The 19,438-nt window shown below is 74.4% G+C and carries 19 protein-coding genes; 6 read left to right on the forward strand and 13 right to left on the reverse strand.

Annotation, left to right across the window (positions count from 1 at the left end):
* Positions 1-43: 43 nt before the first annotated feature.
* Positions 44-631, forward strand: a complete 588-nt coding sequence (locus ACIOFR_RS05560) for a GNAT family N-acetyltransferase (protein ID WP_400992693.1) — start codon at positions 44-46, stop codon at positions 629-631.
* 15 nt (positions 632-646) lie between these two features.
* On the opposite strand, the gene ACIOFR_RS05565 is transcribed toward ACIOFR_RS05560, so the two are convergent.
* Complete coding sequence (locus ACIOFR_RS05565) at positions 647-979, reverse strand: DUF6204 family protein (protein WP_400992695.1); 333 nt, start codon at positions 977-979, stop codon at positions 647-649.
* Positions 976-1,743, reverse strand: a complete 768-nt coding sequence (locus ACIOFR_RS05570; protein WP_400992697.1) for a TetR/AcrR family transcriptional regulator C-terminal domain-containing protein — start codon at positions 1,741-1,743, stop codon at positions 976-978. Before ACIOFR_RS05570 ends, ACIOFR_RS05565 begins: the two co-directional genes overlap by 4 nt.
* A 96-nt stretch (positions 1,744-1,839) precedes the next feature.
* Here ACIOFR_RS05570 and ACIOFR_RS05575 point away from each other — a divergent pair, with 96 nt between their 5' ends.
* Entirely contained in the window at positions 1,840-3,309 is a 1,470-nt protein-coding gene (locus ACIOFR_RS05575; RefSeq protein WP_400992699.1) for an MFS transporter, read from the forward strand.
* A gap of 10 nt (positions 3,310-3,319) precedes the next feature.
* Here the strand turns inward: ACIOFR_RS05575 and ACIOFR_RS05580 are convergent, their stop codons facing one another.
* Complete coding sequence (locus ACIOFR_RS05580) at positions 3,320-5,119, reverse strand: cholesterol oxidase substrate-binding domain-containing protein (protein WP_400992701.1); 1,800 nt, start codon at positions 5,117-5,119, stop codon at positions 3,320-3,322.
* A gap of 128 nt (positions 5,120-5,247) precedes the next feature.
* Positions 5,248-5,607 (reverse strand): hypothetical protein, encoded by a 360-nt coding sequence (locus ACIOFR_RS05585; protein ID WP_400992703.1) that lies wholly within the window; start codon positions 5,605-5,607, stop codon positions 5,248-5,250.
* Positions 5,608-5,783: 176 nt separating this feature from the next.
* Between ACIOFR_RS05585 and ACIOFR_RS05590 the strand changes: the two genes are divergently transcribed.
* On the forward strand, positions 5,784-7,178 hold the full coding sequence (locus ACIOFR_RS05590; RefSeq protein WP_400992705.1) for a class II fumarate hydratase: 1,395 nt from the start codon (positions 5,784-5,786) through the stop codon (positions 7,176-7,178).
* Positions 7,179-7,253: 75 nt separating this feature from the next.
* On the opposite strand, the gene ACIOFR_RS05595 is transcribed toward ACIOFR_RS05590, so the two are convergent.
* From ACIOFR_RS05595 to ACIOFR_RS05610, 4 genes are read right to left on the reverse strand one after another with little or no spacing between them, the layout of a single operon-like run.
* On the reverse strand, positions 7,254-7,733 hold the full coding sequence (locus tag ACIOFR_RS05595; protein WP_400992706.1) for an SPW repeat protein: 480 nt from the start codon (positions 7,731-7,733) through the stop codon (positions 7,254-7,256).
* A 60-nt stretch (positions 7,734-7,793) separates the two neighbouring features.
* Positions 7,794-8,825 carry a winged helix DNA-binding domain-containing protein gene (locus tag ACIOFR_RS05600; RefSeq protein ID WP_400992707.1) on the reverse strand — a complete coding sequence of 344 codons (1,032 nt, stop codon included), beginning with the start codon at positions 8,823-8,825 and terminating at the stop codon, positions 7,794-7,796.
* 41 nt (positions 8,826-8,866) lie between these two features.
* Positions 8,867-9,835, reverse strand: a complete 969-nt coding sequence (locus tag ACIOFR_RS05605; RefSeq protein ID WP_400992709.1) for a hypothetical protein — start codon at positions 9,833-9,835, stop codon at positions 8,867-8,869.
* Positions 9,832-10,179: a PadR family transcriptional regulator gene (locus ACIOFR_RS05610; RefSeq protein ID WP_400992711.1), complete on the reverse strand. Its 348-nt coding sequence runs from the start codon at positions 10,177-10,179 to the stop codon at positions 9,832-9,834. Before ACIOFR_RS05610 ends, ACIOFR_RS05605 begins: the two co-directional genes overlap by 4 nt.
* Positions 10,180-10,325: 146 nt before the next feature.
* Here ACIOFR_RS05610 and ACIOFR_RS05615 point away from each other — a divergent pair, with 146 nt between their 5' ends.
* Together ACIOFR_RS05615 and ACIOFR_RS05620 are read left to right on the forward strand one after the other, a co-directional pair.
* Positions 10,326-10,871, forward strand: coding sequence for a PadR family transcriptional regulator (locus ACIOFR_RS05615; RefSeq protein WP_400992713.1), 546 nt, complete (start codon positions 10,326-10,328; stop codon positions 10,869-10,871).
* A 40-nt stretch (positions 10,872-10,911) separates the two neighbouring features.
* Positions 10,912-12,612: an acyl-CoA dehydrogenase family protein gene (locus ACIOFR_RS05620; protein WP_400992715.1), complete on the forward strand. Its 1,701-nt coding sequence runs from the start codon at positions 10,912-10,914 to the stop codon at positions 12,610-12,612.
* 65 nt (positions 12,613-12,677) lie between these two features.
* On the opposite strand, the gene ACIOFR_RS05625 is transcribed toward ACIOFR_RS05620, so the two are convergent.
* The 5 genes from ACIOFR_RS05625 to ACIOFR_RS05645 form a co-directional block, all read right to left on the reverse strand.
* Entirely contained in the window at positions 12,678-14,057 is a 1,380-nt protein-coding gene (locus ACIOFR_RS05625; protein WP_400992717.1) for a M28 family metallopeptidase, read from the reverse strand.
* Positions 14,058-14,225: 168 nt separating this feature from the next.
* Positions 14,226-14,897 carry an epimerase gene (locus tag ACIOFR_RS05630; protein WP_400992719.1) on the reverse strand — a complete coding sequence of 224 codons (672 nt, stop codon included), beginning with the start codon at positions 14,895-14,897 and terminating at the stop codon, positions 14,226-14,228.
* Between the two features lie 122 nt (positions 14,898-15,019).
* A complete protein-coding gene (locus ACIOFR_RS05635; protein WP_400992721.1) occupies positions 15,020-15,283 on the reverse strand; it encodes a hypothetical protein in 264 nt (87 codons plus the stop codon).
* A 143-nt stretch (positions 15,284-15,426) separates the two neighbouring features.
* Positions 15,427-17,514, reverse strand: a complete 2,088-nt coding sequence (locus ACIOFR_RS05640; protein ID WP_400992723.1) for a sensor histidine kinase — start codon at positions 17,512-17,514, stop codon at positions 15,427-15,429.
* A gap of 97 nt (positions 17,515-17,611) precedes the next feature.
* On the reverse strand, positions 17,612-18,343 hold the full coding sequence (locus ACIOFR_RS05645) for a response regulator (protein WP_400992725.1): 732 nt from the start codon (positions 18,341-18,343) through the stop codon (positions 17,612-17,614).
* A gap of 149 nt (positions 18,344-18,492) precedes the next feature.
* On the opposite strand from ACIOFR_RS05645, the gene ACIOFR_RS05650 reads away from it, so the two are divergent.
* The gene (locus ACIOFR_RS05650; protein WP_400992727.1) at positions 18,493-19,425 is read left to right on the forward strand and encodes a hypothetical protein; all 933 of its coding nucleotides are present in this window, start codon (positions 18,493-18,495) and stop codon (positions 19,423-19,425) included.
* Positions 19,426-19,438 lie beyond the last annotated feature (13 nt).

Raw genomic sequence — 19,438 nt, forward strand, 5'->3', positions numbered from 1 at the left:
GTACGAGATGATGCCCACAGTCGACCGACGATTGGAGCCCGACATGCCCGCGCCCGAGCTGTCCACCGAGCCGGCCGTCCCTGCCGCCGCGGCCCCGCCCGCCGTCGCCCGCCTGGGCGCCGGGGAGCTGGCGGCCGCCGCCGGGGAGCTCGGCGAGCTGCTGGCGGACGCGGTGGCCGGCGGTTCCTCGGTGGGCTTCCTGGCGCCGCCGGACGCGGGCGAGGCCGCCGCCTGGTGGCGGGGCCTCGCCGCGGGGGTGACGGACGGTTCGATCGTGCTCTGGGCGGCCCGGGACGCCGCGACCGGCCGCCTGCTGGGCACCGTCCAGCTGCGGCTGAGCACCATGCCGAACGGCCGGCACCGGGCCGAGCTGGCCAAGCTGGTCGTGCACAGCGCGGCACGCGGCCGGGGCCTGGGCCGGACGCTGCTCGCGCACGCCGAGCACGAGGCCGTCGGGCTCGGGATCGGCCTGCTGCTGCTGGACACCGAGACCGGCAGCCCGGCCGAGCGGCTGTACGAGGCGGCCGGCTGGACCAGGCTGGGCACCGTGCCGCGGTACGCCGCCGACCCGGCCGGGGTGCTGCGGTCGACCACGTTCTTCCACAAGTCGCTGTCGCTGCCGAACGGGTGAGCCGGTGAGCGGCGGTCAGCGGCGCGGCCGGCGGATCTTCATGTCGTCCAGGCTGGTGGCGGCGCCCCGCAGCGGGCCGTGGCCGACGCCGCGGCCGGCGAGGTCGGCGGCGGCCCGGTCGCAGGCGTGCCCGACCGCGGTCTCCTCGTCCCCGTCGCCGGGCTGGCGGACCACGCACCGGAAGCTGAAGGTGCGCAGCGAGCGGTCGTAGACGAGGGTGCCCTCGTCGGTGAACTGCGCGTTGAGGATGTCGTGGCGGTCGGCGGCGGCGAGCAGGTCGGCGCGGCGGGTCTCGTCGAGGTCGGCGAAGACGCCTCGGACGATGACGCGGTAGGTGCGGTCACTCACGGTCGGGTGGTCTCCCTGTCGTTCTCGGTCGGGGGTGCGGTCCGGGGTGCGGTCTGCGGCGCGGTCTGCGGCGCGGTGGTGCGGCCGGGCCGGGGCAGCAGGGCGGCCACGCCGTCGAGGAGGCGTTCGAGACCGAACGTGAACCGGTCGTCCATGGTGGGCCCGGTCAGGTCGTCGGCGAGGGCGACGAGGTTGGGGAAGTCCGCCCCGGGCAGCCGGCGGAACCGGTCCCCGATCGCGTCGGCGACCTCGCGGCGCCCGGCCCCCATGGCCTCGGAGGCGGAGAGGGGGGTCTGCTCCTGGAGGACGAAGCCCTGCACGTAGACGCCGAGCAGGTGGTTGATCAGCGCGGCGTCGGCGTCGGCGAAACCGGCCTCGCGGAGCCGGCCGAGCTGGTCCTCCATCAGGCGCAGGATGTGCGGGCCCGGGGCCAGCCGGCCGGCGGCGACCTTGGCCGCGTCCCGCTTGCCCAGCAGGTGCTGCCGGTGGAGCTCGCCGTACGCGCGCAGCTGGTCGCGCCAGGGGCCCTCGCGGGGCGGGGGCTCGGCGTCGGCCATCAACGCGTCGCTGAGCAGGTCCAGCAGCTCTTCCTTGTTGCGCACGTGCCAGTAGAGCGAGGCGGCCTTGACGCCGACCTCGGCGCCGACCTTGCGCATCGACAGTCCGTCGATGCCGTCGCGTTCCAGCACCCGCAGGGCGGCCCGGGCGATCGTCTCCCGGGTCAGGCCCGGCTGCGGGCTCGTGCCCGGGTCGTCGTCCGCCATCTGCTGCCTCCCGGTCGGAAATCCCACTTGCCACCTAACACCGTTAGGGGCATTCTAGCCCTGCCCGACCACCGACTAACACCGTTAGGGAGAGTGATGGAGGAGTTGACCCCCCGCCGCAAGGGGCTGGTACTCGCCACGCTGTGCGCCACCATGTTCATGGCGATGCTCGACAACGTCGTCGTCAACAACGCGCTGCCCCGGATCGGGCAGCAGCTGCACGCCGGCGTCGACGGCCTGCAGTGGGTCGTCGAGGGCTACAGCCTGGTCTACGCCGCGCTGCTGCTGACCGGCGGCACCCTCGGCGACCGGTACGGCCGCAGGCGGATCTTCCTGATCGGCGTGGCCCTGTTCACCGCGGGATCGGCGGCGGCCGGGCTGTCCTGGTCGACCGGCCAGCTGGTCGCCGCGCGGATGCTGCAGGGCCTGGGAGCCGCGCTGCTCACCCCGGGCAGCCTGTCGATCCTGCGGCACGTCTTCACCGACGAACGGGAGCGGGCCCGGGCCGTCGGCCTCTGGTCCGGCGTCTCCGCGCTCGGCCTGGCCGTCGGCCCGGTCGTGGGCGGTCCGGTCGTGGAGGCCTTCGGCTGGTCCGGTGTGTTCTGGATCAATGTCCCGGTCGGCGCCGCCGGACTGCTGCTGGCCGCCCGGGCCCTGCCCCGGCTCACCGGCCGGGCCCGCCGGCTGGACCTCGCGGGGCAGGCGCTGTCCGCGGTCGGCCTCGGCGCCCTGGTCTACGCCCTCGTCGAGGGGCCGGCCCACGGCTGGACCGACCCCGGGGTGCGGGCCTGCGCGGCCGCCGCGGCCCTGCTGCTGCCGCTCTTCGTGCTGGTCGAACTGCGGACCGTCGACCCCATGCTCGACCTGCGGTTCTTCCGGGATCCGGCGCTTGCCGCGGCCGCCGTGAGCGGCTTCATGGTGAGCTTCGGGATCTTCGGCACCTCCTTCTTCCTGCCCCTGCTGATGCAGGACGTCCTGGGCTGGTCCCCCTCGGACGCCGGGCTCGCCGGGCTGCCGATGACCGCGATGATCGTCGTCGCCGCACCGCTGTCGGGCGCCCTCACCGCCCGCCACGGACCGCGGCTGCCCCTGGTGGCCGGCCTGGCGCTGTGCGCCGGCTCCCTCGCGGGCCTGTCGGCCTACGGCGAGCAGGCCCGCTACCCGCAGTACCTCTGGGTCCTGCTGGCCATGGGGCTCGGCCTGGGGATGACCTTCACGCCGGTGTCGATCACGGTCATGCAGCGCGTCGACCCGGCCCGGGCCGGGATGGCCTCCGCCACCGTCAACACCCTGCGCGAACTCGGCGGGGTTGTCGGGGTGGCGGTCCTCGGAGCCGTGCTCACCAGCCGGCTGGCCGGCCCCCTCGCCGGCTCGCCGGACGGCCCCGGCGTCGCCGCGTTCGTCGACGGCCTCCACCTGGCCCTGCGCTGCGGCGCCGCCGCGCTGGCCGGCGCGGCCGTGCTGGTGGCCGTCCTGCTCCGCCGCTCCCCGGCCTCCCCCGCCCCGGCCGACGCCGCAGCGCCCGCCGAGCGCCCGGCGCCCCTGCCGGCACGGGCGGGCCGGTAGCGGCGAGGCCTCAGCGCAGCAGGCGGTCCAGGAACGCGTTGGAGAACACCCGGTCCGGGTCGTACCGGTCGAGGACGGCGACCGCCTCGGCCCAGCCGCCGTCCTCGGCCAGCGAGGCCGGGACGGTCCGGTCGAGCATCTCGTCGTCGGTCCAGGCGGCGTCCTCGCCGTACGCCCAGCCCTTGGACCACTCGACCCGCAGCCCGGCCCGGGTGCCGTCGAAGGTGCGGAACAGGAACTGCTCCAACTCGCGGCAGAAGCCCGCCAGTCCAGGGGTTCCGGGGAGGCTGAGGACGTCCAGCCAGACGGCGGTGTCCCAGTCCGGCCGGTCGGCGCGCGGGCGCAGCGCGGAGAGCAGCGGCGGCCGGGCGCCGGGTACGCCGGAGCGGGCCGGGTCGTCCAGACCGGTGACCCGGATCTCCACGCCGCCGTTCACCGGGAACTCGCCGCGGTCCCGGTACCGGGCCAGCAGCGCGCGGTAGTAGGCCGCGAACTCGGCGACCACCCACTGGAGATCGGCCCGGCGGGCGAGCACCGCGTACCCGTTGGCGGTGACCCGCAGGGTGCTCGGGCGGACGTACTGCAGCAGGGTCCGCGACGGCCCCCACAGGTCCGAGCGCAGCCCGCCGGCCAGCAGGTGCACCAGGGCGTCGCCGCTCAGCAGGTCGCGCAGCACCCCTCCGGAGAGCAGCAGGTCGGTCAGGTCGCCGGTGAGGCCGATCTTGGTCACCAGGTACTGGAGCTGTCCCAGCAGCGGCGCCGAGCCCCAGGCGCCGGCCGCGATCTGCCCGGCCAGCCGGGCGACCGGCTCCGGGATCCGGTCGGAGAACGGGTAGTTGTACGGCTCGCGCACCTCACGGGCGGCGACCGGCCGGGCCGGTGCGGCGCTCCAGAGCTTGATCCAGGGCAGCTCGGTGAACGCGTACCAGATCACCTCCACCCGGCCGGTGGCGTCCACCAGGCCCGCCAGGCTGCGGCCGCCGGCGCCGGGCGGTGCGAGCAGTTCGGCGGCCGGGACGTCGAGGCGGCTGACGCAGCGCAGCCGCTGGTCCTGGCCGACCCGGAGGTCGACGTCGGTGAGGAAGGCCCGCCCGAGGTGGACGAGGAACGCGGCGGCGTCCGCCTCCGTGCGCTCGAAGCTGCGCAGGACGTACCGTCCGGCGGCCGGGTCGAGGACGACGGCGGTGAACCGGACCACCTGGTTGCTGAGGGTGCCGTAGCCGTGGCCGGGCACCGGCTGCGCGCCGGCCGGCGGGACGGCGGTGCCGTGGCCGCCGATCGCGAGCACCCCTCCTACGGTCAGCTCGCCTGGGGCGGGGCAGGCGGCCACGCCGAGGCCGCGGTCGGCGAGGTGGGCGAGCAGCGCCTCCAGGTCCGCGCCGGTCTGCGCGCGGACGGTCGTCGCGTCGACCTGGCCGAGCGCGGTGAGGTGGCGGGTGGTGTCCAGCAGCAGCACCCGGGCGGCGGCGGGGGTGCCGTCCGGGACGGTGAGCGGGGCCCAGGTGTGGCGGTGGCCCTGGGCGCGCAGCCGCCAGCCGTTGGCGCGGGCCCAGTCGGCGAGCTCGACGACCTGCGCGGGCGTCTCGGGGGCGCAGGTCCACAGCTGGTCGGCGCGGACCTCGCCGGACCAGTTCCGGTACTCGCTGCGGTAGGGCGTCACCCCGGCCGGCAGCGCGGGCGGCAGCGGGACGTCGGCGTTCGCGCTCTCCGGCCCGAGGGTGCCGCCGAGCAGCCAGCCGGCCACGCCCAGCGCGGCGGTGCCCGCGACCAGTTCGCGCCTGGTCAGTCCCTTGTCCTGGTGACGCTCCACAGCTGCCCGCCCCGTGTCGGATCTTCCGGATTCCGGGCCGAGGCTAGGCCGTCCGTGGGCGGTGCAGCGGGTCGGTGGCACACCGAAGCATCGATCTTCATCCTTTCGAGTGAAGAATCGACGGTCCGTCAGCGCGCGGCGCGGAGAGCCGCTTCGGCGAAGTTGTCCCAGTGCCCGGCCGAACCGGCCGGCAGGCAGACCCAGTCCTTCATCGGCCGCCCGCCGGCCGGGTCGAACAGGTGCGCCTCCGGCAGGCGCAGCGCCTCGGCGAAGGCCGGGGTGTCCCGCCCGAGCCGGCAGACCAGCTCGCCCCGGTGCAGGCCGAGGAAGGCCTTGCCGTTCGGGTCCTTCAGGCAGGGCATGCCGAACATCTGCGCCGCGGTGGCCCCGTGGGGCGCCAGCTCGGCCGCGATCTCCCGGTAGCGGTCGGCCGGGTCGGGCGGGCCGGCCGGCTCCGGACCTTCGGTCAGTTCCGGTGTGTCGGTCACCCCACCATGCTCCCGCACCGCGACGCTGGCCGGGGGTTGCCCCGCCGACCGGCCGGGACCGGACCTGGAACCGGACGCCGGAAACCGGTCGCCGGAGACCCGACCCGGATCCGGGCGCCGGAACCGGAAATATTGCGGCCGCCCGTGCGGCTCGGGAGAGCAGGAGGTGTCACACGATGGGTGTTGAGGACGGGTTCCGGGTCGAACACGACTCGATGGGCGAGGTGCGGGTGCCGGCCGCCGCCAAGTGGCAGGCGCAGACGCAGCGGGCGGTGGAGAACTTCCCGGTCTCCGGCCTGCGGCTGGAGCGGGCGCACATCGCCGCGCTGGCCCGGATCAAGGCCGCCGCCGCGCGGGTCAACGCCGAACTGGGCGTGCTGGACGGCGAGACGGCGGAGGCGATCGAGCAGGCCGCGTACGAGGTCGCGGAGGGCCACTGGGACGGGGAGTTCCCGGTGGACGTCTTCCAGACCGGTTCCGGCACCTCGTCCAACATGAACACCAACGAGGTGATCGCGACCCTGGCCGGCGAGCGGCTGGGCCGGCCGGTGCACCCCAACGACCACGTCAACGCCAGCCAGTCGTCGAACGACGTCTTCCCGTCCTCGATCCACATCGCCGCCACGGCGGCCGTCACCGGGGACCTCGTCCCGGCCCTGGAGCGGTTGGCCGAGGCGCTGGAGCGCCGGTCGGCCGAGTTCGCCGACGTGGTGAAGGCCGGCCGGACGCACCTGATGGACGCCACCCCGGTCACCCTGGGCCAGGAGTTCGGCGGTTACGCGGCGCAGGTCCGGTACGGGGTGGAGCGGCTGCGCTCGGCGCTGCCCCGGGTCGCCGAACTGCCGCTCGGCGGCACGGCGGTCGGCACCGGCATCAACACGCCGCCCGGCTTCGCGGCGGCCGTGATCGCCGAGGTCGCCCGCACCACCGGGCTGCCGCTGACCGAGGCCCGCGACCACTTCGAGGCGCAGGGCGCCCGGGACGCCCTGGTCGAGCTGAGCGGGCAGCTGCGGACCGTCGCGGTCGGCTTCACCAAGATCGCGAACGATCTGCGCTGGATGGGCTCGGGCCCGCGCACCGGCCTCGGCGAGATCAACCTGCCGGATCTCCAGCCGGGTTCGTCGATCATGCCCGGCAAGGTCAACCCGGTGCTGCCCGAGGTGGTCCTGATGGTGGCCGCCCAGGTGATCGGCAACGACACGACCGTGACGGTGGCCGGGGCCGGCGGCAACTTCGAGCTGAACGTGATGCTGCCGGTGATCGCCCGCAACGTCCTGGAGTCGGTGCGGCTGCTGGCCAACAGCGCCCGGCTGCTGGCCGACCGGACGGTGGAGGGGATCACCGCCAACGCCGAACGGGCCCGGGAGTACGCCGAGTCCTCGCCGGCCGTGGTGACGCCGCTGAACCGCTACATCGGCTACGAGGAGGCCGCCAAGGTGGCCAAGCAGTCGCTGGCCGAGCGCAAGACCATCCGCCAGGTGGTGCTGGAGCGCGGGTACGTCACCCGCGGCGACCTCACCGAGCAGCAGCTGGACGAGGCCCTCGACGTGCTGCGGATGACCCGGCCCTGACCGCCGGGCCGCCGGCCGCGCACGCGCATCCGGCCGGTGCGGCGCCCATGCACGCACCGGCCGGACGGATTTCACTCAGCTGCCGCCACCGCGGCGCATCGGGGAACCGGCCATGGAGATCGCTCCGAGCGACAGGCAGATCATCAGACCGCCGACGACGAGGTTGGTGAGGATCGTCCGGAAGACGGCCTCACTGCCCACCGTCCACCAGGGGGCGAGACAGGTCCAGGCACCGATGGCCAGGCAGGCCCACGCGCGGGCGTGGGTGCGCTCGTACGCGGAGCCGTAGCCCGCCATCAGGACGGTGAAGGCCAACCCGAGGACCAGGTTGCTGATCGTCAGCGCGGAGAAGCCGGAGAAGCCGACCACCCACGGGGAGATCGCCAGGAAGAGGCCGGCCAGCATGGCCAGGGCCTCGACCGCCTGGGCACGCGGCGTCGCCGCGGCCCGCTCGTAGTGCTCACGCAATTCCAGGATGTCCGGGTGGTGCTCCATGCCCATGGGCAACTGGGTCGACACCGGGACCACCTCCTCGATCGGTACTGGCAGGCGCATGGTCACTACCAGTATGGACCCGATGTGACACTTATTCGACCCTTATGTCCGATTTTTCGGCTACACTTCCGCGACCCTCAGCGGCAGCGCCTCGGACCTGAACTCCCCCACCGCCGCGGCCTCCTCCGCCAGCCCGGCCCGGACGGCCGCCGGCAGCGGACCGAAGGCCTCCACCAGCAGCTCGCCGCCAGCCCGGCGCCAGGTCCCGAGCACCCGCCCGTCCGCCACCAGCACCGGCCGGACCACCCCGCCCCCGGCGTTGACCAGCTTCGTCCGCGCCGGGTCCAGCATCACGTCCCGCGAGCGGTAGCCGAGCAGGTACGTGTCGTACGGGCCGAGCAGCCGGACCAGCGGCGGGCCGGACGGCGGAGGTGCGGCGCCGGGCAGCACGGCCAGGCCCGGCGCCGTCTCCACCGCCCCCGCGGCCTCGAAGGCACGCCGCGCGTCCACCGGGGCCAGCCCGGCCCAGGCCGCGAGGTCCGCCGGCCCCGCCGGGCCGAACGCCCGCAGGTAGCCGCGGGCCAGATCCCCGGCGGTGACCTCGCGCCCCGGCGGCACCGGCCGGTGACCGGGTTCGCGCGGGGCGACGTCCGCCCCGCGGCAGAGCACCCCGTGCGCCGCGAGGAAGGCCATCAGGTGGGCGGGGGCCTGCCCGGCCGGCTCGACCGGGACGCCGTGCTCGCGCAGCCGCGCGACCAGGGCCGCCCGGCTCGGTGGCGGGTCGAGCAGCGCGGGGGCGACGGCCAGCGCCCGCGCGCAGAGCTCCTCGGTCAGCCCGAGCTCCCGGCGGCGGCGGGCACCGGCGGCCAGCCGGCGTTCCCGGAACAGTGCCACCAGCCCGGCGGCGTCCCCGGCCGGCACCAGGTGCAGGGTGCCGCGCATCAGCCAGGTGGCGACCACCTCGCCGGCTTCGTACGCGGCCGCCACCTCGCCCGGTCCGGCGACCCCGCGGGCCCGCAGCGCCAGCCGCACCGCGCCGGCGTCCTGGGCCTGGACCCCGGCGCAGCGCCGGGCCGCCTCCGCGACACCGGCCGGCCGGCCGCCGAACTGGGCGTGCATCCGCCACCGCAGCAGCTCCGCGTCATCGCTCACGCCGCCATTGTGCCGGGCCGCGGGAGGCTGGCGCAGGGTGCTCAGGCCACCGGGTCGGCGGGTTCGGCCCGCCGCACCCGGCGGACCGCCCGGACCCCCGCCGCCAGTGCGACCGCGAGGACGACCAGGACCAGGTAGGCGCCCAGCAGCCGGCCCACGGAGTGGACCCACCGCGGTCCGTCCATCACGCCGGGGAGCAGCCAGACCACGCCGACGAGGCCGGCACCGGCCGCCCGGTACCGGTCGGGCCGCCCGGTCACGAGGTGGCCGAGCACCGCGGCCGCCGCGGCCAGCAGGGGCCAGGAGATGTAGGTGTTGAAGAAGGTGTTGCCGAGGATGGCGGCGGAGAGCCCGGTGTCGCGCGCGAGGGTCAGCAGGGCGCCGAAGGAGATCGCCACCGCGGTCACCTCCCAGCGGCCCCGCGCCGAGCGGTCGACGAGCGTCGGCGGCGCGAGCAGCAGCACCGCGCAGAGCCCACCCAGGAACGCCGCCCCGCCGTAGAGGAGGTTCATCCACGGGTCGAACACCGTCGAGAGGGCCATCCAGGTGAGGGTCGCGCCCAGGGTCAGCGCCCGGGCGGCCCGGGGGCGCCCGACGGCGACGGCGCCGAGGGTGAAGATCCACGGCAGGTACAGCGCCACGGCGAGCAGCAGACTCTCGACCGCGATGGTCCGCCCCCCGCCCCAGGAGGGGTGCCGGACCTGGTGGACCAGGTCCGGCAGGTGGGGTACCAGGGCCCACAGGCAGAAGCCGGACACCAGCCCGAGCACGACCGGCGCGGCTCCGGCGAGCATCCGGCCGGCGGGGTCGGTGGCGCCGATCCGCAGCCGCAGGCGCAGCGCGTGGGAGGCGAGGTCGAGGCGTTCGCGCAGCAGTGCGCGGCCGTTCAGGCCTTCGGCGGCCTCGGTGAAGGTGGCGGCGATGTCCTCGCCGTGGGCGGTCCGGTAGCGGGCCGGGTAGAGGCCGATCAGCAGCCGGCCGGCCTGCGGGGTGGTGTGCGGGTGGTTCACGCGCTGGCTCCGTTCAGGCGCAGCCGGGCGCGGCCCAGGCGGCGTTCGGCCTCGGTGACGGTGAGGCGCAGTCGTCGGGTCTCCTCGGCCAGCAGGTCCTGGCCCTGGTCGGTGAGGGCGAAGGTACGGCGCAGACGGCCGCCGACCACCTCCTCGCTCTCGACCCTGACCAGTCCCTGCTGGAGCAGCCGGTCGAGCGCGGTGTAGAGGGTGCCGGTGCGCAGCCTGGTGCGTCCCTCGGAGATGGCCAGCACCTCCTGGATGATCGCGTAGCCGTGGCGCGGGGCGTCCGCCAGCGCGGTGAGCACGAGCCTGGTCGGCTCCTGGACTTGACGGTCTGTCATGACGTCAGCATAGGTCCACGGCCGCCATATGTCGATCAAAAACCTATGTGGGCTCGACGGGGTCCGCCGGCCGTCCCGCGTGAGCTGCGTCTCAACCCGGCGCGGCGCCGTTGCCTATGCAACTCGTTGCATAGCAGGATGCGGGTATGGCACTGGAGCACGCGATCCTCGTCTCGCTGCTGGAGCGACCCGGCTCCGGCTACGAGCTGGCCCGCCGGTTCGACCGGTCGATCGGCCGCTTCTGGACCGCCACCCACCAGCAGATCTACCGGGTGCTGCGGCGGATGGAGACCGACGGCTGGATCGCCTCGGAAGAGGTCGCCCAGGACGGCCGACCGGACAAGAAGGTCTACTCGGCAGCCGGCCCCGGCCGGGCCGCGCTCTCCGCGTGGCTGCGCGAGCCGGTCGAACCGGAGACCGTCCGGCACGAGCTGGCCGTGAAGATCCGGGCGGCCGCCTTCGACGATCCCGCCGCGCTCGTCTCCGAGGTCGAACGGCACCGCGAGTCGCACGCCGCCCTGCTGGCCCGCTACCTGGCCGGCGAGCAGCGCGACTTCCCCGCCGACGCCGAGCCCGACGCCCGCCAGGAGCTCCAGCACGTGGTGCTGCGCGGCGGCATCGAGTACGAGCGGATGACCCTCGCCTGGCTGGACGACGTGCTCGCCACCCTGCACCGCCTCGCCGCCCGCTGAGCCCGAAGCCCACTGACCCTCAACCCCCAGGGACGACACCATGCTCTTCAACCCGCGCAGCTACGACCCCGTGCAGTTCGACGAGCCGACCCGCCGGCTGCTCCGCGCGACCGTGGACTGGTTCGAGTCGCGCGGCAAGAAGTCGCTGATCGACAGCTACATCGACCGCACCTGGTACTCGGACTTCCTGGAGTTCGCCGCCAAGGAGGGGCTGTTCGCGGAGTTCCTGACGCCCGCCTCCGCCGACGGCGACAAGCGCTGGGACACCGCCCGCAACGCGGAGCTGAACGAGATCCTCGGCTTCTACGGCCTGGGGTACTGGTACACCTGGCAGGTCACCATCCTGGGCCTCGGCCCGGTCTGGCAGAGCGAGAACGAGGCCGTCCGGGCCCGCGCCGCGAAGCTGCTCACCGAGGGCCACGTGATGGCCTTCGGCCTGTCGGAGCGCAGCCACGGCGCCGACATCTACTCCACCGACATGATCCTCACCCCGGACGGCGACGGCGGCTTCACCGCGACCGGCTCCAAGTACTACATCGGCAACGGCAACGTGGCCGGCCTGGTCTCGGTCTTCGGCCGCCGCTCGGACGTCGACGGCCCCGAGGGCTACGTCTTCTTCGCCGCCGACAGCCGCCACGAGGCGTACCACCTGGTCAAGAACGTGGTGAACGCGCAGATGTACGTCAGCGAGTTCCGCCTGGAGGAGTACCCCGTCCGGGCCGAGGACGTGCTGCACACCGGCAAGGCCGCCTTCGACGCCGCGCTGAACACCGTCAACGTCGGCAAGTTCAACCTGTGCACCGCGTCGGTCGGCATCTGCGAGCACGCGATGTACGAGGCCGTGACGCACGCCCACAACCGGGTGCTGTACGGCAGGAAGGTCACCGACTTCCCGCACGTACGCCGCGAGCTGACCGACGCGTACGCCCGTCTGGTCGCGATGAAGCTGTTCAGCGACCGGGCCGTGGACTACTTCCGCACCGCCTCCCCCGAGGACCGCCGCTACCTGCTGTTCAACCCGATGACCAAGATGAAGGTCACCACCGAGGGCGAGAAGGTCATCGACCTGATGTGGGACGTCATCGCGGCCAAGGGCTTCGAGGCGGACACCTACTTCGACAAGGCCGCCAAGGACATCCGCGGCCTGCCGAAGCTGGAGGGCACGGTCCACGTCAACCTGGCGCTGATCCTCAAGTTCATGGGCAACTACCTGTTCAACCCGGCCGAGTACGCGCCGGTGCCGAGCCGGCTGGACGCCGCCGACGACGAGTTCCTGTTCCGCCAGGGCCCGGCCCGCGGGCTGGGCGCGATCCGCTTCCACGACTGGCGGACCGCGTACGACGCGCACGCCCACGTCCCCAACGTCGCCCGCTTCCGCGAGCAGGCCGACGGCTTCTGCGCCCTGCTGCTGGCCCACGCGCCGAGCACCGAGCAGCAGCAGGACCTGGACTTCCTGCTGGAGATCGGCCAGCTGTTCGCGCTGGTCGTCTACGGCCAGCTGGTGCTGGAGCAGGCCGAGCTGACCGGCCTGGACGCGGACCTGCTGGACCAGGTCTTCGACGCGCTGGTCCGGGACTTCTCCGCGCACGCCACCGAGCTGCACGGCAAGGCCTCCACCACCGACGAGCAGGCCGCCTGGGCGCTCGCCCACGTCCGCCGCCCGGTCGCCGACACCGAGCGTGCGGCCCGGGTCTGGGGCCGGGTCGAGGCGCTCAGCGGCGCGTACGAGATGCAGGCGTAGCACGGCACGGGGGCGGGGGCACCGGATCGTCCCGGTGCCCCCGCCCCCGTTCGTTGGCGGCGCCGTCAGAAGGTCAGCTTCCAGCTGTCGATGTAGCCGGTGTCCTGCGCCGCGACGTCCTGGACCTTCAGCTTCCAGGTGCCGTTGGCGACCTCGCCGGAGGCGTTCACCGTGTACGTGGTGATGACGTTGTCGGCGGAGTCGTTGCCGCTGGAGTTCTTCAGCCGGTACGTGGAGCCGTCCGGCGCGACCAGGTCGACCACCAGGTCACCGCGCCAGGTGTGCTTGATGTCCACCCCCACCTGGAGGGTGGCGGGGGCGTTGCCGGTGCGGCCGCTGACGGTGATCGAGGAGGTCACCGCCGCGCCCGCGTCGGGCACGGCCACGTCGGTGGTGTTCTCGAAGACGTTGCCGCCCGGGGTGCTCGGCGAGGGCGACGGCGACGGCGTGCCGCCACCGCCGGCGGCGAGCGTCCAGATCCCGTACGCGATGGCGTCGCTCATCCGGTCCAGCACGGTGTCGTCGATGTTCGCCGAGGTGTCGCAGGAGGAGTGGTAGCAGCGGTCGAAGGCCTGGCCGGCCGTCCCGCCCCACTTCGCCGCCTGGGCGCTGGTCTTGGTGTAGTCGGCGCCGCTGAACAGACCGCCGACGGCGATCCCCGCGTTCTTGAACGGCGAGTGGTCCGAACGCCCGTCGCCCTCGGTCTCCGGCTCGGTGGCGACGCCCAGGCCGCTGAAGTAGTTCTTGAACAGCGTGTCCAGCGCGGCGTTGTCGTCGTAGACGAAGTAGCCCGGGTTCGGCGAGCCGATCATGTCGAAGTTGAGGTACGCCTCGATCTTCGAACGGTCGGCGCCGGAGAGGCTGTTGACGTAGTTCTTGGAGCCGACCATGCCGGCCTCCTCGGTCCCCCACCAGCCGAAGCGCAGGTGCTTGGCGGGCTGCAGACCGGCCCGCGAGACGGCCAGTGCGGTCTCCAGGATGCCGGCCGAACCGGAGCCGTCGTCGTTGATGCCCGGCCCGGCCGTGACCGAGTCCAGGTGCGCGCCGACCATGACGGTGTGCGCGGTGTCGCCGCCCGGCCAGTCCGCGATCACGTTCCAGCTGGTCGCGCCGTTGTAGGTGTAGGACTGCAGCACGGTGGTGAAGCCGGCCGCGTCCAGCTTGCCCTTGACGTAGTCCGCCGAGGCCTTGTAGCCGGCCCGGCCGTGGGCGCGGTTGCCGCCGTTGGCGGTGGCTATGGACTGCAGCTGGGCGAGGTGCGCCTTGACGTTGGCCACCGGGATGTCCGGTGCGGCCGCGGCGGCCTGAGGGGTCGTCGTCCCGGCGGCGGCGCCGCCCGGGACGAGGAAGGTGGCGGCGGCTGCCGCGGCGACCGCGACGGTGGCCACGGCGGAGCGGCGGACACGGGATCGCCGTATCGCACGCCGCACGGCGGGCTCGGACATGGAGGGGCTCCAGATTCTGGTGGGGCAGAACAGGACCGGGCCGCCGCGTCCGGGTTGGGGTACGGGCGCGGCGCCGAACAAAAGTTGACGCGCCCATGATGATTGGGTGAAGCAAAGCATTCGTCAAGAGCCCCCGGCACAAGGGCAGGTCGCGCGCCCCGCCCCCGGCTACGCCCCCAGCCGGTTGATCTCCCGGGTCGGCAGGACGTGCTCGGCGTCCCCGTGCAGCGCGACCGCCAGCATCGCCCGACCCACCGTCTCGGTGGTGGTCACCCGGTCCGGCAGCACCCTGCGCAGCAGCGGCAGCAGCGGCGCCGTCACCGCGTACCCGGCCCGGTACCAGCCGGTCCGCGAGCGCGCCCCGTACAGCGGCTGGATGAAGGCCGGCCGGAACATGTACGTGTCCGGCCCGAGCGCCAGCAGGTCGTTCTCGGCCCGCCCCTTGACCCGCGCCCACATCGCCCGCGAGCGCCCCGTCCGGTCGGTGCCCTCCCCGGTGACGTACGCGAAGGTCAGCCCCGGGTTGAGTTCGAGCAGCAGCCGGGCCGCCGCCATCGGGTAGTCGTACGAGATCCGGGTGTACTGCCCCTCGTCCATCCCGATCGAGGAGACGCCCAGGCAGTAGAAGCACGCGTCGAGGCCGCCCAGCCGGTCCTGCACCGGCGACAGGTCGGCGAAGTCCGCGGTCGCCGCCTCCCGCAGCTTGGGGTGCGAGCGGCCGAGCGGGGAGCGGACCACCGCGAGCACGCTCGTCACCCGGTCGTCCAGCAGGCACTCCCGCAGCACCCCCTGGCCGACCATCCCCGAGGCGCCGAACACCACGACCCGCAGTCCGCTCACAGCACATCTCCCCAGGTGGTCCCGACGGCCGACAGCCCGATCCTGGCACCCCCGGCCGGACGCCGATCGGCGACTCGCCCGCCCACCGGGGTGGTGGACGGGCGAGTCGCCCTGCGGTGCGGCTACTTGCACTTCGGCTGGTTGACACCGCCGCAGCCGCCGACGCTATCGGTCTCGGTCTCGGTCGCCGCCGCCACCACGGCGGCGAGGGCCCCTCCTCCGCCCGACGCCCGCACCTTCCCCGGCTCCTTGCACGGGGGCTGGTTGATGCCGCCGCAGCCGCGCACCGGCCCCAGTCCGAGCCGCCTGGCCACAGGTACCGCCACCACGGCCACCACCACCACGGCGAGTGCGGTGGTCAGCCGTCCTCCTGCTGTCGCTGCCATCTCGTCTCCTCCTCGGCGTCCGCACGGCCGGGAGACCGTGGACCGAAGACCCGTTCGGGCCTGTGGTACGACTCTCCCCCGGATCCCGTCCCGAGTGCATGGGCCGGGCGTCCCCTCTGCGCCCGGGACCGCCGTCCCGCCGGTCAGCCCGCCTGCTCGACCGCGGCCGCCCGGGGAAGCACCGCCCGCACCACCGCACCGCTCACATCGTTGGCGGCGGTGAAGGTGCCGCCCAGCTCCTCGGCGCGCTCCGCCATCGAGCGCAGCCCCACCCCGACACCCTCGGTGTGCGCCGGGAATCCGCCGCCGTTGTCCTGCGCCTGGACGGTCACCTCGTCGGCACCCACGTGCAGCGAGAGCCGGATCCCGGTGGCACCCGAGTGCCGCACCGCGTTGTTGAGCGCCTCGCCGCTGATCCGGTAGACCGCGACCTCCACGGCGGCCGGCAGGGCGGGCAGCGGATCGGGGTCGAGGTCCAGCGAGACCTGCATGGTGTGCCCGCCGAAGCCGTCGGCGAGCTGGCGCAGCGCCCCGGCCAGGCCTTCGGCGCCGAGGGCGGCGGGCGCCAGTCCGTCGGTGATCCGGCGCAGCTCGGTGATCGCCTGGCCGATGCCGGTCGAGGTGGCGATGAGCGAGTCCCCGGCCGGGGAGCCGGCGGGCAGGCCGCTGCGGGCCGCGTCCACCTTGAGCCGCAGCCCGGACAGCGCGGGCCCGAGGCCGTCGTGCAGGTCGTGCCGCAGCCGCCGGCGTTCCTCCTCCCGGGCGAGCACCAGCTGCTTGCGGCTGGCCTGGAGGTCCTCGTACAGCCGCAGCGAGGCGATGGCCGGCGAGGCCTGGTCGGCGAGCAGGCCGAGCACCTCGTGGTCCTGCCGGTCCAGCGTGCGCTGACCGGAGCGCGGGGAGACCCGCAGTTCGCCGATGGCGGCGCCCTCGTAGCTGAGCCGGAAGCTCTCCGCCGGCTGGTCCCGGCGGCCCATCCGGGCCAGCTCGCGGGCGCCGCCGCGGGTGTGCACCAGCACGGCCGCGCCGGGCAGCCCGAGCGCGCCGACCACCGCCTCGCACAGCAGCGGCGGCGCGTCCGCCGGGTCCACCGCGCGGCTCATCCGCTCGGCGAGCCGCCGGGCCACCTGGTACGGGTGGGCCCGCTCGCCGTAGTAGTACCGGTCGACCACGCCGACCACCCCCCGGGCGGCGGGGCGCAGCAGCGCGCCGAGGGCGGCGGCGGCCAGCACCGTCCACCAGCGGTCGCCGCGCGCGGTGCCGGGCCACAGCAGGTGGACCACCAGGGCGGCGGCGAGCAGGGCGGCGAACAGCAGGATGCAGAAGACGTAGGCGGACACGTAGCGCCGGGTGGCCCGGTCGAGCGAGACCGAGCGGTCCCGGCGGAAGGCCACGGCGAGGCCCAGCAGCCAGCCGGCCGGGCCGAGCAGTGAGACGCCGTAGGTCAGCCAGGCGCCCTGCGCGTCGGTGTAGGCGGGGACGATGACGAGCAGCATCCAGAACAGGTACGGCACCAGGACCTCGACCAGGCCGCGGTGCGGTCCGGGCGAGCGCCACCAGCGGAACGCCGCCACGGCCAGGGTGAAGCCGACCGTGGCGGTGGCGGTGTCCTGGGCGACCGGGTCCAGGGTGCTGTGCAGGTGGGTGCTGAGCTCGCCCCAGCCCCCGCTGAGCAGGGGGTTCGCGACGCCCGCCCAGTCGGTCATCAGCGAGGTGTTGTAGTAGCCGAGGACCACGCTCCACAGCCCCACCAGGACCGGGATCACCCGCCCCGGCCCGCGCGGCAGGGTCCCGTCCGGCAGCCAGAGCGGGAAGGCCAGGGTCATGAACATGTACGCGATGTCCGAGGCCAGCACCACCAGCACGACCAGGTCCGCGGCGACCGGGCCGGCCCCGGCGAGGCCGGCGCCCAGGCCGACGGCCATCCGCAGGCACTGCAGGAACCCGGTGGCGACCAGGAGCGCGCCCAGCCCCCGGCCGTTGCGGTTGACCAGGACGAACACCCCGGCCAGCGCGAGCAGCAGGAAGAGCGCCACCTGGGCGCCGTCGAAGAGGTAGTCCTCGCTGATCCCCGGCTCGTGCAGGTGGGTGAGGGCGAGCACGGACCAGCAGAACGCGCAGAGGACGGTGGCCCCGCAGGCGACCAGGGCCCACCCGAGGCGCACGGGCGAGGTGTCGGTGCCGGGGCCGCCGTCCGCGGCGGTGTCGGCGGCAGTCTCCATGGTGATCATCCAGCCCTCCTCGGCCCGTGTCGCCCCGAGCGGCCCATGTTCCTCCGCCCACCGTCCCGACCGCACGGGCCCGTGGTCCCGACCCCGGCCCGGGCGCTCAGCGGTCGCCGAGCCCCATGTCCCGGGCGCGGGCGACGGCCTCGGCGCGGGTGGCGACGTGGAGTTTCTCGAAGATGTGCGTGACGTGGTTGCGCACGGTCTTCTCCGCGACGAACAGCTCGCGGGCGATCCTGCGGTTGTCGAGGCCGCGGGCGACCAGGTCCAGCACCTCGGCCTCCCGGGCGGTGAGCGCGGGGAAGAGCTGCCCGGCCTCGCGCAGCCGGCTGCCGGAGAGCAGTGCGGTGATCCGGGTGGCGATGTCGGCCCCGAACACGGCCCCGCCGGCGGCCACCGTCCGGACGGCGTGCAGCACCTCGTCCCGTCCGGCGCCCTTGACCAGGTAGCCGCGGGCCCCGGCCTGCAGCGCGGCCAGCAGGCTGCCGTCGTCGTCGGCCATGGTGAGCATCAGCACCGGGACGGCGGGGACCGGGCCCGGCGCGTCCGGCGCCCGCCCGTCCGGCGCCCGGCCCTCCGGGCCCGGGGTCCGCGGCGGCTGCCCGCCCGGGTCCTGCTCGGCGAGCCGGCGGACGGCGTCCAGGCCGGAGCCGTCGGGCAGCGAGAGGTCCATCACCACGACGTCCGGCCGGCAGGCGGCGACCGCGCCGGCCACGGCGGCCACGGTTTCGGCCTCCCCCACCACCCGCACCCCGTCGGCGCTCTCCAGGGCCACCCGGAGGCCTTCCCGGAAAAGCGGATGATCGTCAACAATCAGTACACGCACCGTTGCCATGCTCTCCAGCCGATCGTCCACGGCGCAGACACTAGCAGTGCCATCAGAGTGACTCTTCGTGACATGCGGAGGCCTGGCGGCGATTCCCGGGGGATCCTCCGACGGCACTCACCGAAACTCACCGGAACTCCGTCGCGAGAGGCTGCGTCATGGCATCGAGACTTCTGCGGGCCGCCCTGCGGCTGGCCCTGGCGATCGGCGCGGTGGCGTCCGCCGCGGCCCTGCCGGTCACCCCCGCCGCCGCCGTACCCGCCGGTTCGGTCCCCTGCATCCCCGGCGCGCTGCGGCAGGGCCTGTGCTCGGCGTTCGGCCGACCGGAGCGGCTGGGCGACGGCCTGGTGCGCACCTACGCGCGGCTGGACGGCGGGCGCCCGCTGGCCGTCGGCGTGCTGTACCCGGACGCGGCCCTGCGCGACCTGCCCACCGCGATGACCGACGGGCACCACTGCTACGACGTGGACGGCGACGGGCGCACCGACCCGGAGACCGAGTGCCTGGCCAACCACGAGCGCGTCCTCGCGCTGCCCCGGGCCGTGCTCGGCCTCCCCGGCATGCCGCTGCGCTGGGTCCTGGTGAACTGGAACCCGATGGGCCACCCGCCGGCCGGCGTCTACGACCGGCCGCACTTCGACACCCACTTCTACCTGCAGCCGAAGGCCGAACGGGACGCCATCCGCCCCGGCCCGTGCCGGGGCATGATGAACTGCGCCGACTACGCCACCGCGACCCGGCCGGTGCCGGACGCCTACCTGCCCGCCGACCACCAGAACCGCGGCCAGACCGAGGCGGGCATGGGAAACCACCTGCCGGACCTCACCTCCCCCGAATGGCACGGCGCGGGCTTCACCAGGACCTTCCTCTACGGCTCCTACGACGCCCGGATCACCTTCCTGGAGCCGATGGTGTCGCTGGCGACCCTGCGCGGGGCGCGCACCGCGGACCCGGCCGCCGCGTGCTCCCCGGTCAAGCAGCCGAAGGCCTGGCAGCAGCCGGGCTGGTACCCGCGCAGCTACTGCGTGCGCTACCGGCCCGAGCTGCGCGCCGCCGCCGTCACACTGGAGGACTTCGTCCGGCACGGCTGAGCGGCCCGCCACC

This window comes from Kitasatospora sp. NPDC088346 (assembly GCF_044740765.1).
In the GTDB taxonomy this organism is placed as follows: Bacteria; Actinomycetota; Actinomycetes; order Streptomycetales; family Streptomycetaceae; genus Kitasatospora.

Bases quoted from the DNA above. Each gene is read 5' to 3' on its own strand.
- ACIOFR_RS05560 (WP_400992693.1), top strand. From the start codon at position 44: ATGCCCGCGCCCGAGCTGTCCACCGAGCCGGCCGTCCCTGCCGCCGCG.
- ACIOFR_RS05570 (WP_400992697.1), bottom strand. From the start codon at position 1,743: ATGGCGGACGACGACCCGGGCACGAGCCCGCAGCCGGGCCTGACCCGG.
- ACIOFR_RS05575 (WP_400992699.1), top strand. From the start codon at position 1,840: ATGGAGGAGTTGACCCCCCGCCGCAAGGGGCTGGTACTCGCCACGCTG.
- ACIOFR_RS05590 (WP_400992705.1), top strand. From the start codon at position 5,784: ATGGGTGTTGAGGACGGGTTCCGGGTCGAACACGACTCGATGGGCGAG.
- ACIOFR_RS05595 (WP_400992706.1), bottom strand. From the start codon at position 7,733: ATGCGCCTGCCAGTACCGATCGAGGAGGTGGTCCCGGTGTCGACCCAG.
- ACIOFR_RS05610 (WP_400992711.1), bottom strand. From the start codon at position 10,179: ATGACAGACCGTCAAGTCCAGGAGCCGACCAGGCTCGTGCTCACCGCG.
- ACIOFR_RS05615 (WP_400992713.1), top strand. From the start codon at position 10,326: ATGGCACTGGAGCACGCGATCCTCGTCTCGCTGCTGGAGCGACCCGGC.
- ACIOFR_RS05620 (WP_400992715.1), top strand. From the start codon at position 10,912: ATGCTCTTCAACCCGCGCAGCTACGACCCCGTGCAGTTCGACGAGCCG.
- ACIOFR_RS05625 (WP_400992717.1), bottom strand. From the start codon at position 14,057: ATGTCCGAGCCCGCCGTGCGGCGTGCGATACGGCGATCCCGTGTCCGC.
- ACIOFR_RS05635 (WP_400992721.1), bottom strand. From the start codon at position 15,283: ATGGCAGCGACAGCAGGAGGACGGCTGACCACCGCACTCGCCGTGGTG.
- ACIOFR_RS05640 (WP_400992723.1), bottom strand. From the start codon at position 17,514: ATGATCACCATGGAGACTGCCGCCGACACCGCCGCGGACGGCGGCCCC.
- ACIOFR_RS05645 (WP_400992725.1), bottom strand. From the start codon at position 18,343: ATGGCAACGGTGCGTGTACTGATTGTTGACGATCATCCGCTTTTCCGG.
- ACIOFR_RS05650 (WP_400992727.1), top strand. From the start codon at position 18,493: ATGGCATCGAGACTTCTGCGGGCCGCCCTGCGGCTGGCCCTGGCGATC.